The sequence below is a fragment of the Pseudoalteromonas sp. NCCP-2140 genome (assembly GCF_023708065.1).
GTDB lineage: Bacteria > Pseudomonadota > Gammaproteobacteria > Enterobacterales > Alteromonadaceae > Pseudoalteromonas.
This window is the reverse complement of record NZ_BRCZ01000007.1, coordinates 68,745-83,270: the sequence shown is the minus strand read 5'-3', so window position 1 is coordinate 83,270 and position 14,526 is coordinate 68,745. Positions and strand designations below refer to the sequence as shown.

9 protein-coding genes are annotated in these 14,526 nt (G+C 42.0%); 7 read left to right on the top strand and 2 right to left on the bottom strand.

The genetic code is table 11. The annotated features are described in order from the left end of the window. The first annotated feature begins 18 nt into the window (after positions 1 to 18). The 4 genes from NFU46_RS14775 to NFU46_RS14760 all read left to right on the top strand — a co-directional run bounded on the left by NFU46_RS14775 (position 19) and on the right by NFU46_RS14760 (position 5,307). Positions 19 to 552, top strand: coding sequence for a PH domain-containing protein (locus NFU46_RS14775; RefSeq protein ID WP_175079641.1), 534 nt, complete (start codon positions 19 to 21; stop codon positions 550 to 552). Further along, entirely contained in the window at positions 545 to 2,077 is a 1,533-nt protein-coding gene (locus NFU46_RS14770; RefSeq protein ID WP_251602809.1) for a PH domain-containing protein, read from the top strand. The genes NFU46_RS14775 and NFU46_RS14770 overlap by 8 nt, the downstream gene beginning before the upstream one ends. Positions 2,078 to 2,156: 79 nt before the next feature. Further along, positions 2,157 to 2,399: a hypothetical protein gene (locus NFU46_RS14765; RefSeq protein WP_251602807.1), complete on the top strand. Its 243-nt coding sequence runs from the start codon at positions 2,157 to 2,159 to the stop codon at positions 2,397 to 2,399. 85 nt (positions 2,400 to 2,484) lie between these two features. Beyond that, positions 2,485 to 5,307, top strand: coding sequence for a hypothetical protein (locus tag NFU46_RS14760; RefSeq protein ID WP_251602805.1), 2,823 nt, complete (start codon positions 2,485 to 2,487; stop codon positions 5,305 to 5,307). A 1-nt stretch (position 5,308) separates the two neighbouring features. On the opposite strand, the gene NFU46_RS14755 is transcribed toward NFU46_RS14760, so the two are convergent. Next, a complete protein-coding gene (locus NFU46_RS14755; protein ID WP_251602803.1) occupies positions 5,309 to 6,448 on the bottom strand; it encodes a lipopolysaccharide assembly protein LapB in 1,140 nt (379 codons plus the stop codon). Positions 6,449 to 6,719: 271 nt separating this feature from the next. Here NFU46_RS14755 and NFU46_RS14750 point away from each other — a divergent pair, with 271 nt between their 5' ends. Beyond that, positions 6,720 to 7,334, top strand: a complete 615-nt coding sequence (locus NFU46_RS14750) for a PQ-loop domain-containing transporter (RefSeq protein ID WP_062566326.1) — start codon at positions 6,720 to 6,722, stop codon at positions 7,332 to 7,334. 50 nt (positions 7,335 to 7,384) lie between these two features. Here NFU46_RS14750 and NFU46_RS14745 read toward each other — a convergent pair whose 3' ends face one another. Beyond that, a complete protein-coding gene (locus tag NFU46_RS14745) occupies positions 7,385 to 9,895 on the bottom strand; it encodes a zinc-dependent metalloprotease (RefSeq protein WP_251602801.1) in 2,511 nt (836 codons plus the stop codon). A 265-nt stretch (positions 9,896 to 10,160) separates the two neighbouring features. Here NFU46_RS14745 and NFU46_RS14740 point away from each other — a divergent pair, with 265 nt between their 5' ends. Both NFU46_RS14740 and NFU46_RS14735 read left to right on the top strand, forming a co-directional pair. Further along, positions 10,161 to 11,333: an efflux RND transporter periplasmic adaptor subunit gene (locus tag NFU46_RS14740; RefSeq protein ID WP_054562957.1), complete on the top strand. Its 1,173-nt coding sequence runs from the start codon at positions 10,161 to 10,163 to the stop codon at positions 11,331 to 11,333. 9 nt (positions 11,334 to 11,342) lie between these two features. Continuing rightward, on the top strand, positions 11,343 to 14,480 hold the full coding sequence (locus NFU46_RS14735; RefSeq protein WP_251602799.1) for an efflux RND transporter permease subunit: 3,138 nt from the start codon (positions 11,343 to 11,345) through the stop codon (positions 14,478 to 14,480). The last annotated feature ends 46 nt before the right edge of the window (positions 14,481 to 14,526 follow it).

The following is a 14,526-nucleotide window of genomic DNA, read 5'->3' as shown; positions in this document are numbered from 1 at the left end:
CCTTTACAAGGAATTACCGTGTTTAGTAATCAACAAATAGAAACCCTTCCAAAGCATCAAACGATTCAATTCCAACCACTTGCTGATAATGCGATATGGCATGTACAACTAAATTGGTTGTTATTTTACGTGCCTTTAATGGCCGTGATCATTGCAGTACGGCACTTTAATCCAGCCATTAGCGAAGCCATTACTACACCTTGGCTTTTGGTTTTGCCATTGTTGGTAATACTGTCGATGGTTTTCAACCTTTACAGCGTTCGCGCTAAAGGGGTGGCAGTAAGAGAGCATGATATTGCCTTTAAGCGAGGTTTAATTTGGCAACAAATCACTTTATTGCCTATTTCTCGCGTGCAACACACCGAAATTCATCGCGGCCCAATTGAGCGAAAGTTAGGACTCGCAACACTCAGGCTTTACAGTGCGGGTGGCATGAGTGCTGATTTACATATCAGTGGGTTAACTGACGAACAATGCAATGATGTTCGCCAGTTCGTGCAAAGTTATGGTGATAATGCAGCAACTCAAGAAAATGAGCTTGCCGATGAGTGATCAACAATGGCAACGCGTGTCGCCATGGGCGCTACTGTATTTTATTGTTCACTTTGCACTGCGTTTCATAAAAGATGGGCTACTTAATTTACTGCCAATTTTGGTGTTATTTGTTACGCAAGTTGAGCAAAAGCTGTTTTGGGGGCAAATAGCTGTTGCCGTAGCCTCTTTAGTTTTAGTGCTGTATGCCTTTGCTTATTATCGTAATTTTAAATACCGCATAACAGATGGTCACGAAATACTGCTCAATAAAGGGGTATTCAAAAAAGAGCGGCTAACCCTAAAATTTGCTCGAGTACAGAACGTAAACATTGCCGAGCCTTTTTATTTTCAGCCGGTTAATTTGGTTAATTGTATTTTCGATGCTGCCGGTAGTAGTGCTCAAGAAGCTGTTATCCCGGGAGTAAAGCTTAGCTATGCTGAGCAAGTTCGTGAACAAGTTATGGAATTTAAGGCTCAGTTACAACAGCAAGAGCAGCTACCTGTTGAGCAGAGCGAAGCAGCAGATACGCCGAAAACCTTAACGATCAGCAATGCTGAAATTGCTAAGTTTGGTTTGATGTCGAACATGGCAATATTGGCATTGGCCGCACTTGCTCCATTTATGAATGTGATTTTTGAGTACCTCGAAAAAACTATCATAAACCGCCTAGAGGCCATACTGAATGAGCAAGCTGCTTTTGTTGGCAGCGCAGCTGCAATCGCTGTGTTAATTATGGTTGTTGCCATTGTTTTATGTGCCATTTTACTTTCTGTTGTCATGGCCTTAGTGCGCTTTTTTAACTTTCAGCTGTATTTTCAGGACGATAAGTTTAAGCGTGTGGCAGGTTTATTTGAGCGCCAGCAACTCTCGATCAGCGTGTCGAAAATTCAAAGTGTGCAAATCAAACAAAATATTATTGCTAGGCTCCTTAATCGCTATACCTTAATTTGCCCACAAGTGAGTAGTGGTGGTATGGCTGCTGGGGTTGCGGCACATAAAAATAAACAAACGTTAGTGATGCCAGTAATCACTAAAGAGCAAGTGCAAGCCGTGTGTGGCTGGTTATTTCCATGGTTTGTTGATTTAACAGAGCTTAACTTTATTAAGCCTGAGCGAGCTTTACTTTATAAAAATACGTTTTTCTATGTGATCCTACCTACTGTATTCTCTGCTTTAATTTTCAACGCCTTATTTGATACTGCTACGATGCTGTGGAGCATTGTCGTGGGCTTAGTTTTGATGATCGGTGTGTTTTTGAATTATCAAAAAACGGGTTTGGCTATGTATCAACATGACGGCCGTTTTTTTGCCGTATTTAAAACCGGCATGCTAGGTGTGCAGTATCGTGTTTTTGAAATCTATAAAGCACAAAGCGTCACCACAATAAGCACTTATTTAATGCGCCGATCACAGCTTAAAAGCTTGTATATACAACTGGCTTCTGGTTATGTATCAATGCCTTACTTAAAAGCGGAACTGGCTGAGCAGTTTGCTGATTTCGCCCTACATGAAATAGAAGGCGTTGAGCGGAACTGGTTTTAAATGAAAATAATTCTCAATACCATTGATTCGTTTTAATATTGAGGTATACTAGCGCAACGTCAATAATCACGGGTGCGCAATGATTTATTTACTACCTATTCTAGCTATTTCAGGTGTTGTTGCTTTACTTTGTTATGCACGTTCGCAGCAGGAGTGTAAGGGCTTATGTGTGAGTGTTGCCGTTACAGCAATTGCTTTACTCGTAACCGCAGCTTTAGTCATTGCGGGACTCGGTGCATTAAGAAGTAGCCTGATGTTTGCCGTGACTATTTTTATTATTTATCAATTACTAGGCTTGGTTCGCCCAATTAAAATCGAGTAATTTCTTACACTTTTTAACTTCAGCCTTTTAAAAAAGCATCGCATACTAATTCTTAAATTAAGCAACTTGCTAATCAAGGATTGTGATGAAAAAAGCCCTGTTAACTGTGGCACTACTTGCTGCTAGCCACGCTTCAAGCCAAGAGACTTGGCAAACTATTCATACCGAGCACTTTAATGTGCATTTTAGTACTGAGAATCAGCAATGGGCCCGTTCAGCGGCAACAGAGCTTGAAATTGTTCGCGATAAGGTACTAAAACAGCAAAACCGTGCTCTTGATGAAGTGGTCGATGTTCTGGTTTTTGACCCATTTAACGCCTCCAATGGCTTTGCTTTGCCGGTGACTAACAAACCTCTAATGGCTTTGTTTACCACGCCTCCACAATCCGATACGGTGATTTCTAACACCGATGGTTGGCAGCAGTTATTAATTTTGCACGAATATATTCATCTGGTGCACCTTGCTCAGCCTACTCGAAGTGACGTGCGCCAAGCTATTCGTAATAGTTGGGATATTTACGACTTAGTTGAAGGCGAAATGCCGCGCTGGGCTGCTGAAGGGTATGCAACCTTACTTGAGTCGAAAATGACAGGGCGGGGTCGTTTATACGATAACCTTTCAGAGGCAATACTGGTTGAATTTGCCCAGCAAGGTGCATTGCCACAATATAGCCAATTAAGTAGTACCGAAGGGGGCTATTTAGCTGGCTCAATGGCGTATTTAATGGGATCTCGTTTTCTTGCTTGGCTGGAAGAGAACTATTCAGCGCAAACCCTTGATGCAGTTTGGACGCGCATGCAAGCGGTTAAAGCGCGTGATTTTAATGAGGCCTTTAGCGGAGTATTTGGTGATTCACCTGAACGCCTCTACCGCCGTTTTATTGCAGAATATACTTATAAAGCAATGGCTAAAGAGGTAAGTGAGCAAACACTTACAAGTAAGCTTTGGTTGGAGCTTGATCTATACGCTTCGAACCCTGTTTTAAGTTTAGATAACAGTAAGCTTGCCATTGTCGAGCGCAACAAAGATGACGAAACCCGTTTAGTCATTTATAGCACTGATGACAATCAACAGGCTGCTGATGATTTTGCGAAGCAGCAACAAGCGTTACTCGATGATGACCCTGCTGATATTGCAGATAAAGCCCCCAGTGTATTTAAACGAAAGCAAAAACATGTGCTTCACCAAATTAATAGGCAGGGTATAAAAAACCCGCAGTGGTTAGACGAAAATACATTGTTTTTCACTGCCACAACAACTGTTGCTAAAGGCTCAATTCAAGGTATTTCTGATCTATACCGCTATGATATTGATACAGGTAAAGTAACTGCATTAAGCCATCATGCAGGGCTGCGCCGCTTTAGTATCAGTGATAACGGGCAAACGGTTTATGCTGAGCAAACGAAGCATGGTTTCTCGGAGCTAGTGCGCCTTGACCTCAATACGGGTGTCGCTACGCCTTTATTTGAGAAAAGCCTAGAAACGGTTTATGACTATCCATCACTAAGCCCTAATAAAACGCAACTTGCCTATTTAAAAGCGACATTGAATGCTAATTGGCAGTTGTATATACAAGATTTAAGATCCCAAAAATCACTTACTGTACCAATGCCAGAGGGCTATCAGTATGTGTCACAACCTAATTGGCAAGCCAATGGCAAAGGGCTTTATTTTGTTGCCGGTAAAAATACCGCTCTCGATTTATATCATTATGATCTACAAAGCAATTCACTACGCCAATTAACGCAAGGTCAAGAAGCTGTTGCACATCCAATGGCAATGAATAATGGTGAACTTTTGTATTTATCGATCACTGCAGAAGGGCCGAATATCAAGCATTTTGCTGAGCAACCACAAGGATTAGAGGTTGTTGAATTTGCTAAAAGTGCGGCGCCACCACGAGGTCAGGTAACGAGCGAAGTATTACCTGAGGCGAAAATCTACCCGCAAAGCCCAACTGAGCCAGCCGATTATGATATTTGGCAGCAAAAGCCGACTTTTTCGCTGGCATCTCAGTATTATTCAGCCTCATCTTCACTGCTAACCCTAGGGGTCAAAAGTAACGACTTTTTAAAGCAGCTTGATTTACAAGCAGGCTACAGTGCTGATTTACATGACAAAGCATTAGAAGGGGTGTTCGCGGCCGCTAAGTACTCAGCGTTTGATTTAAAATTTAAAGCGCTGTTATTTGATTACGACCTTGAATCGGCAAAACAGTACCATTCACAAATACCGGTGAAGATAAGTAACACTGGGGCGCATTTAGCCATGAGTTACCCATTGCAGTTTCAGCAGCTTAGAATTACACCGAGTTTGAGCTATAACTACAGTGATTTTAGTAAGGGGGATGATCAATGGTTAACCCTTGGACTTGAGCAAAAATGGCAACATGATAGACAGCGATATGGTTTTTCTCAGTCTGTGAGTGCCCAGTGGCTATCCGGTGATGCCGACTCGAATAATTGGCAGGGCTATAACTTTGCCACCGTATTGAGCGGTTATGCTTTTGATATTCCTGTTTATGTTAATTTTGCACAGCAATATCGCGATGACAGTACCCTTTCGCTTGGTGGTTATGAGTCAAACTTAATTAATAATGACACGCAAAGCGGCTTTGTTGTTGCCCCAGAGTTGCCGTTTATTAGTCAAGTAGGTAACCGCTATAAAGGGTATGGCGGGGGCATTAGTTACAAAGATTCATTACCTTGGCTTTATTATCAGCAACATCAAGTTGATAACCGAGTCTATGCACAAAGTTATGGTCTCAAGTGGCAAGGTGACTTTAGCTTTGGTATGGGGCCCGCTGGTTTGAACGATGTAAACCTTGATTTTGGCGTCGCCCGGGTAGAAGGCGACGACTTTGAAAATGATTTACGGGCTTGGCTAAGCTTCTATTACTCGTTATAGCCTAGTGTTGGTCTTTTAAGGCGAAAAGCTTGGCGTGATATAGCGCCAGTTTTTCGTCTTTATTTTCTATCTCAATGGCTTTTTCTAGCCACTCCTTAGTGCTTTTTTCATTACCTTGCTGAAAACTAATAATCGCTAATTCGATATAGGGTTCAGATAAATAAGGGGCTAATGCAATAGCATCTTCAAGTTGTTGCTTTGCCTTGAGAAGCTTGCCATTGTTACGGGCGTTAATTGCCGTTGCCAGTAACTCGAATGGATCCTGCTCTAGCATCGCCAACTGTGAATTGAGCTGCTCTGCCAAAACTTGATCATTCAGTTGCTCGGCCAGCACTGCGTAATTATGTAGTAAATTTGTATCGCTAAAGCCATGCTGTATTGCTGTTTGATAAATATGTTTTGCTCCAGCTAAATCATCCGCTTGGCGATGTAAAACGGCAGCTAGATTATAAAGTGCTACTGCATTTGGGGTGTATTCATTGGCTTTTAATATATAACTATAGCTTAAGTCGAATTGTTTCAAGGCCAGTGCTTTTGCAGCTAAATTACTGTAATAACGGCTAATTAAGTCTTTTAATTCAGCGCGACCAGAGTAAAAACTACCACGAGCAGGAAAGTAATCGATTACTGTGCCTGGCGGCACCAAGTAATTATCGTCCTCATTTAAAGGGGCGTAGACTTTGGTGCGAAAATGGCCCGATACATACACGATGTTATTTTGTTTGCTATAAACAGGCTCACTGGAGACCGCTTGAAAGCCTGTTTGAAGTCCTGCTAGTTGAGCATAAGCATGGGTTAAAATTGCTAAGCTAATACAGTTACCTTGATGACCTTGAAGAGTCTGCTGGGCATTGAGTGTGGCGCTAAAGTAATTAAAATTGGTGAGCTTATTTTCTAAATAGTGATATAGGATTTGGTCATCCCTTAAATCACCACCTTGACGTTTGGTAAAATAATTAAGAAAACGTTTTTGCTCATCTGCAGGGAGCGTAAAGAGCTCTGGGTCGCTAAGTTCAACGTGTTTAAAGTGTGCTGCATTGAGTAAGCTGGCCACACTCGGTGGTGGCGTTGCTTGTTGTTTTGTACTCTTGCATCCAACTAAAAAAGTACTTAAAACAAGCGCATATAATATTGACTTCATGGCCTAACCCTCCTGAGCACTATTTAATCAATGTACCCAGATCACATTAATTATTCAAGTTAGTCGTTAGTGTCATCAGCTGTAAACAGCTTGTACGGATATCTTGCCAATAGACTGTTGTTTATTTTTTATTCTTTATTGCATTCTAAAGCGCTCTCATTACAATGCCGCGCTCTTTTAAATTGCTTTAAAAACAGGTGTTTACTGTAATTTTATGGGTAATTTATAAACTGCTAACTTATTAACTAAATTGTAACGAGAGAGGTCTGTTTTGGCGCACTTTTTGCCGATTATTTCATGCTTTATTTTAGCGTTTAGCTTTTATCCGCTTTTAAATAAGATCCGTAAAAATCGCAGTGTGTCGGGCGTTTCGCTGTTAATGATGAGCTTTGGTGTCGCGCAAAGTTTATATTTCATCACCTTTAACCTGTTTTTTCAGCGTTTTTACATGGTTTTGCCGTTTGTTGTTACCGGCATGCTAAGTGGTGTGATTCTTTACTACTTTGTTCGTTACAACGCTGCGCGAAAGCAACGCATGCAGCTAGCTGGGTTATTAGCCATGTCGGTCGTGCCTTTTGGTTTGTTGCTTAACCCTCATTATGAAACAGCAACGGTGCTTAACTGGCTAACCTATGTAGGTTTAGTCATGAGCTCTATTCGTGTTATGCCGCAGACTTATAAAACCATTAAAAGTGGTGATATTAGTAATTTAAGTGCGCGCTACTTTAGCCTACAGTTTGTTGCTGGAAGCTGCGGCCTCGCTGCCGAACTTGCTATGGCGACACCGAGTGTGTCTCACATTCTGACCTTTGTAATGATTCTACTGACTAATGCCGCACAACTAGGGTGTATTCAGTATTATAAATCGCGCCCTGCAATGGCTTAAACTAAAAAACAAAAGGCTGCCAATTGGCAGCCTTTTTTGTGTTGTTTTACTTATGCTTCAAGGGCTTTACTAATTAAGCGATCGATATATTGCTTATGTGCTTTAGCTGCGGTGTCTGCACCCCATGGTACGCTCATATCAGCAATTTGATTTAACTGATAAAGTGCAGCTGCTTTGGCTAGGTTATCGTGCTTGCTGGCTTTACCTAAACCAGCAATCGCGATTAGCTGATTCACATATTCAACTTGTAGATTGTGACTTAGGCTATTTGCTTTTTTGCTGTCTACAAAAATGCTTGCTGTTAAGTCATTCATAAATTGGTTAAGTGAATACTCGTTGCCATACATCGCACTATCTGAAATACGCAGCATGACCGCTGGGTGTAACAACTGAGCAAGTACCAGCTTTTGCATACCTAAAATCATGCCATGTGGTTTAGGGTCTTCGTTCTTACCATAATGATTAAAACCACGACGCTGCTGTAGCAGGTAGTTATACAGTGGCTGCATGCTAGCAAGCACATTTGGCGAGAATACTTTGTCGGCTAATACTTGCATTGCATGTTGCTGGCGCTCAAGTGGCACTGGCGTAAATGGTGCCCCATTTTTGTCATCGCCCACCACATTACGTTCTACATAAACACCACCAATTTGACGAGATACCACGCCTGCTTGTGTTCTGTAGCTTCTAAATAAAATGTTCGCTGAGGTAACTAGCTGCTGGTATGACTCACCATTAACCGTGGCATTGTCTTTAAGTTCAGTAAACAGCTTATTGATAAGTTCCATACGATCATCAGCATATGCGGCAGGGTTAGATGACATATCACCAATCATTACACGTGGGTCGATATGGCGGCCTGGGGCACGCATATCATCAGCATCATTACCAAAAGCTAAAGCATGCTCAGATGAGCGAGCGAGAATTTTTTCAAGGCGCTTCTGCTCAGCTGCTTTATCAGCCAATGCTTGGCTGTAGCCGTACTCAATCGCCCAATCATCGTAAGGGCCAGGTTTTGTTTGGAAGATATCACCTTGTTGCATGCCAATAGGGGCAATGTTTGCTGGTGCATAGTCCATAACTGATCCTGTTACGATACCTTGCGTTTTACTCTTATCGTGAACTTCTTTTTCATCCCACAGGATAGATGATTTCATATTGTGGTTAAGACCAAGGGTATGGCCCACTTCGTGTAAAACAAGCTGAGTTAAGCCTTGGCGTAAAATCTCTTTGTCTTCAATGCTCGCACCTGTGCCTAAGCCTTTAGCAAGTAGCATGTTTTCTTGAATGCTGTGACCCAATGAGCAATGTAAGTCTGTGCTGCTTTGGCTAGTTTCAAGCGTGGCTGCACCTTGAGTGTATAAGGTGTCGTACATCCAACGGTTTTTCATGAAAACGTACTCTAACATGATGTCAGAGCCTAATATTTCACCGGTTAATGGGTTCGCAAGGGCAGGACCATAACCGCCAAATGGAGGGCGTGGTGATGCAGTCCAACGTAATACGTTGTAGTTAATATCGCCCGCATCCCAATCAGCGTCATCAGGTTGTACTTTTACTTCGATGGCGTTTTTAAAGCCCGCTTTTTCAAATGAGCTATTCCACGTGAGCACGGCATCACGAATAGTGTCTCGCCACTCAACTGGTGTTGTATTTTCAATCCACCAAGTAATCGGTTTAACTGGCTCTGAAAGTGCAGCTGATGGGTCTTTCTTTTGTAAGTCCCAGCGCTTGATGACATCTTCATAAGGTGCCCAATCTGCTGATGTCATATTGTCGAATTCGTTAGTGAAATAACCAATACGCGCGTCATCTTGGCGAGCTTGATAATCATTTTTCGGTAACGCGACAAATGAATGCTGTACTTTAATTGAAACATTACGAGGGTCGCTTACAGCTTTTGAACCTCGTACTGTTGGGTTGGCATTAGAAAATACATAATCCACTACAACATCTAGGTTATTTGGGTAAGGGCGCTGTTTAACGATTCGCGATTTTTTGTCGTTTAACTTACCAAGTTTAAAGCGCTTGCTGGCATTTTTATCTTTTGGGTTCGCCCAAGGTGACACTTTATGCAGTGCTTCACTTAAAAAGAGCTTATCAACATTAAAAGCAATTTTACCGTCTTCTTCTTTTTCGATTTTAATACTCGCAAGCACAGCTTCGCTGATGTTGGCATCGGCAGAGCGTGCTAGGGCTGAGTTTTCATCAAATTTATAGCGTGGTGTTTTGCTTATAATATCAATGCGGTCAAAATATTTACGAAACTCAATTAGTTTTGTCTCACGGTATGCCCCTCTGAAGTGACCTGCATCAGTAACACCATCAACAGTGTGAGCAAAATACACAAATGGTGTATCAAGTTGAGATTGGTCGATCACCATTAAGTTATCGCCGGTTTTCGCATCTTGGTAAATGCTGAAAACACCGGCAAACTCGCTTTTATCTTTGATCATTTCAGCCAGTGTTTTTGGCTTCTTTTCTTCTTTTTTCGCTTCAGCGGCATGGCCATTCATGGCAAACGCTAAGCTTAGTGCCAGCGCAATGTTTGTTATTTTCATTGTTAACTCGTTCCTTTAATTATTTCTCAATCAAGTTTAATGAATTAACCCCTTGATAAAAGACTGTTTGTTAACAAGCGTGAAGGTGATTTTGTAAGTTTTTGATATTAAGTAACTTTTGTTTGTAACAAATTGTTCTTAGATAAGTTTTGGTTTTTGTGTTGCCAATTTATCTGTTTTTGTAACAGTTCCTTACAAATGTCACATTAATGTTTCTGTCAGCTTTGGTATGATAGAGCCAGTGAAAGTTTTATAGGTGTAAGTTATGCGCACAAGTTTATTAAAATGGATATTACCGTTTGTTGCATTAATCGTTGGTGTTGCTGGTTTTAAGGCAATCAACGCGATTGCTCAAGAGCCTAAAGACAAGGATGTAGTTGATGTGCGTCCTTTAGTACAGGTTGAGCCGGTAGCAAGTGATGATCATCAAGTGATTATTAACAGTTACGGTGAAGTGAAACCTCTTGAAAGTACTTTACTTGCCTCGCAAGTGGCTGGTGAAGTTACAAGCTGGCACCCAAACTTTGTTGCGGGTGGCATCGTAGCTCGCGGTGAAGTGTTATTTACCATCGAAAAAGACAACTACGAAGCAGCTGTACTACAAGCTGAAGCGTCACTTGCTAGTGCTCAAGCGGCACTGATCGAAGAGCAAGCACAAGCTAAAGTGGCAGAGGATGAAGCAAGACGTTACCCAGAACGTGAGCGCACCGACTTATTCCTACGTAAACCTCAAGTTTTAAGCGCGCAAGCTGCTGTTAAATCAGCGCAAGCGGCATTAAAACGTGCCGAACGTGACCTTGCTCGCTGTGAGGTAAAAGCACCTTACGATGCGCTGGTGATCAGCCGTGAAATTGGTGTCGGCCAATACATTAATGTAGGCAGCCAAGTTGCTGAAATTAATAATATTGAAAGTGCGGAAATCATTGTACCAATTGCTGGTTTCGATAGTGTATTTTTGCCAAAACGCTTAAAAGGCGTAAAGGCGACCATTATCAATAAAGGCTTAAACAGCTTTACTCGTGAAGCCGAAATTGACCGTGACCTAGGCGTTGTTGACAACGCGACGCGTATGAGCAATTTAGTTGTTCGTGTTGATGACCCATACGGCTTAAAGCACGACGTACAACCTATTAAATTTGGTGCTTACGTACAAGTGAGCTTTGCCGGTGCAACACTACAAAACATCTACCGTTTACCACAGTCTTTAGTGAATAACCAAACGGTGTGGATTGTGAACGACGAGAATAAACTTGAACCACGTAAAGTAACCGTAGTGCGTGAAGAAGGTGAGTACTTCTACATTAGTGATGGCCTTGAAGTGAATGACCAGTTGGTTCTGACGCTGCCTGAGTACCCGCAAGAGGGTATGGAAGTGAAGGTTGCTGGAATGAAAGAAATGACAAGCGATGCAGAAACTGCAGCGGTTGAAAAGCTTTAAGGTAGCACTATGACTGATACAAACACAGAAAAACAGTCTGGCCTTATAGCTTATTTTGCCAATAACTCGGTCGCTGCTAACTTAATGATGGTGTTTATCATCATCATGGGGATCATTAGTTATTTCACTATTCAGCGCCAGATGTTCCCAAATGTTGAAATTAACTATATTGAAGTACAAGCCAATTATCCGGGGGCCTCACCACAGGAAATCGAAGAAAGTATTCTGATTAAAATTGAAGAGTCACTAAAAGATGTAACCGAGATTAAACGTGGTGTATATCGCTCATTTCGAAATAGTGGCCGTGCAAGTTTAGAGATCAACACTGATGCAGAACTTACTGATGTACTCGATAAAGTGAAGCTACGGGTAGACAGTATTGCGACTTTCCCTGCGGGAATGGAGCCGGTGACGATTAGTCAGGTTGAGTTTCGCCAAGATGTGATTGGTATGACGCTAGTAGGTGATATTCCACTTACTGAGTTAAAGCCAGTTGCAAATAAAATTGAAGATGAATTACTGCAATTATCCAATGTGTCACTGGTGCAAAACGATGTACCACTTGATGAAATTGCAATTGAAATTGACCCTGATTCACTACGTCAATACAACCTTACTTTAAGTGAGGTGGCAAGTGCAGTACGTCGTTACTCTGCGAATATCTCGGCAGGTCAACTACGTACTGACGCAGGTATTATCTCGGTACGTGTTGAAAATCAATACTACAGCGGTGATGAGTTCCGCCAGATCCCAGTAAAAATTGGTGCTAATGGCGCGAAAGTGCTGCTAAACGACATCGCTGTGATTAAAGACCAATTCACAGAAGGTGAGCGCTACTTTAAATTTAATGGTGAAAATGCCGTTTATTTATCAGTAAAAGCAACCAAAGAACAAAACATGATCCCGGTTGCTGATTCAGTTAAAGCGTTCATTGAGCAAAAGAATAAAGAGCTACCGGCGGGCCTGCGTCTTGAGCCATTAATGGACATGACTTACTACCTAAATGCCCGTTTAGACATGATGAAAAGCAATTTATTCCAAGGGGCTATCTTGGTTGCCATTATGTTGTCTATCTTCTTGCGCTTTAAGTTGGCACTTTGGGTAATGATTGGTTTACCTGTGTGTTTCTTAGGTGCAATGATGATGATGCCATTATTTGGTATCAGTATTAATATCGTGTCGTTATTTGCCTTTATTATGGTACTCGGGATCGTGGTCGATGATGCCATCGTCATAGGGGAAAGTGCCTACACCGAAATTGAGAAAAAAGGCGGTGGTGTTGTAAATGTCGTAAATGGCGCAAAACGCGTTGCTACCCCAGCAACATTTGGTGTTTTAACAACGATTGCTGTATTTGCACCATTTACTCTATCAAGTGGCCCAGAGAGTGCATTTTTCTTCGGTATCGCCGTGGTGGTTATTCTGTGTCTGATATTCAGTTTGATTGAATCGAAACTTATTTTACCGGCACACATTGCCCACACTAAGTTTCCGCCAATTAATCAAAATAGTTGGCGAGCGCGTTTTAACAAACGTTTCTTTAACTTTGTAAATGGCCCATATAAGCGTTTTATTGAGCTGTGTGTGGAGTGGCGTTGGTTTGTGCTATTTGCGTTTATCGGTTTATTGATTTTGACGTTTGGCTTAATTTCATCAAACCAAGTGCGTGTGGTACCAACACCAAAAGTACCTCATGACTTCCCGCAAATTCGTTTAGAAATGAATGAAAATGCCTCGGATATGCAAACGATTAATGCTATTCGTGAAATCGAAGCCATGGTTAACAAGGTAGACCAAGAGACAGAACGAGAATTTGGTCAAAAGCTAATTCGCGATATCTTAGTGTTCAACCAAGGTCGTACTGAAGCACAATTACTTGCTCCGCTGGTAGATGAAGAGCTTCGCCCGTATAACGCATTCGAATTATCTCGTCGTTGGCGTGAACAAATGCCAAGTATCCCAGGTGTGAAATCGCTGCAAATTTACGATGATGTAAATGGCGGTGGTATGGATGGTGAGTTTGGTTACTTACTTTACGGCCCAGATATCGATACCTTAAATGAGGCAGGTCGTCGTTTTATCCAACTACTACAACAGCAAAAAGGCTTATTTGATATTAGTTCGACTATCGATCCGGCGAGCAAAGAGGTGCAATTAAGCTTAAAACCTGTTGCATATGATCTAGGTTTAGACCTTGCCAACATTGCTAACCAAGTAGGCGCAAGCTTCTACGGTGGTGAAGCTCAGCGTGTTATTCGTCGCGGTGAAGAAGTGCGTGTTATGGTTCGTTACCCGAAACTAACACGTGAAGCGTTTGCATCATTAAAGCATGCCGTTATCACAACGCCTGCAGGCCAAGAGGTGATGCTGGGTGATGTTGTAGAACTGAACGAAAAACCTGGTATTAGCTATATTCGCCGTGAAGGTGGCTATCGTACTGTGTATATCTACGGCAGTATCGATGAAGAAGCAATTGAACCGGGTGAAGTGGTTAAGCAAGTGGACGAGAACTTATTACCGCAGTTAAAAGAGGAATACCCCTCAGTTAAAACTGAGCTAGGTGGTTCTATTGAAGAACAACAAGCGCAAGCTAATGAGCAAATCATGTTCTTCATCGGCGGTATGATTTTAGTGTATATCTTGCTTGCAGTGCCGCTTAAGAGCTATTCGCAGCCTCTAATTGTTATGTCGGTTATTCCATTTAGCTTAACCGGTGCAATTTGGGGTCACTTCTGGTTTGGGCTAGATATTAGCTTGATGTCGGGCTTTGGCTTGATTGCTGCAGCGGGTGTTGTAATTAATGATTCGTTAGTTATGACCGACTTTGTAAACCAAGCACGCCGCGAAGGTATTTCAACTCGCCAAGCAGTTATTGAAGCAGGTTGTGCGCGCTTTAGAGCAATCACCCTGACATCAATTACAACCTTTGCCGGTGTACTACCTATTATGTTCGAAACCAGCTTGCAAGCTAAATTTGTAATTCCAATGGCGGTTGCACTTGGTTTTGCGGTTATGTTTGCAACTCTAATCACTTTAGTACTAGTACCTTGTTTATATATTGTAATGAGTGATGTGGGTAATGGCTTCTTGAATGTATTTCGTGCAGGGCACCGAGTAGCGACCAGGAGAAAGCTAGCAAGGGATTAACAACCCATTTGCGAAAAAGCCAACCAATAGGTTGGCTTTTTTGTAC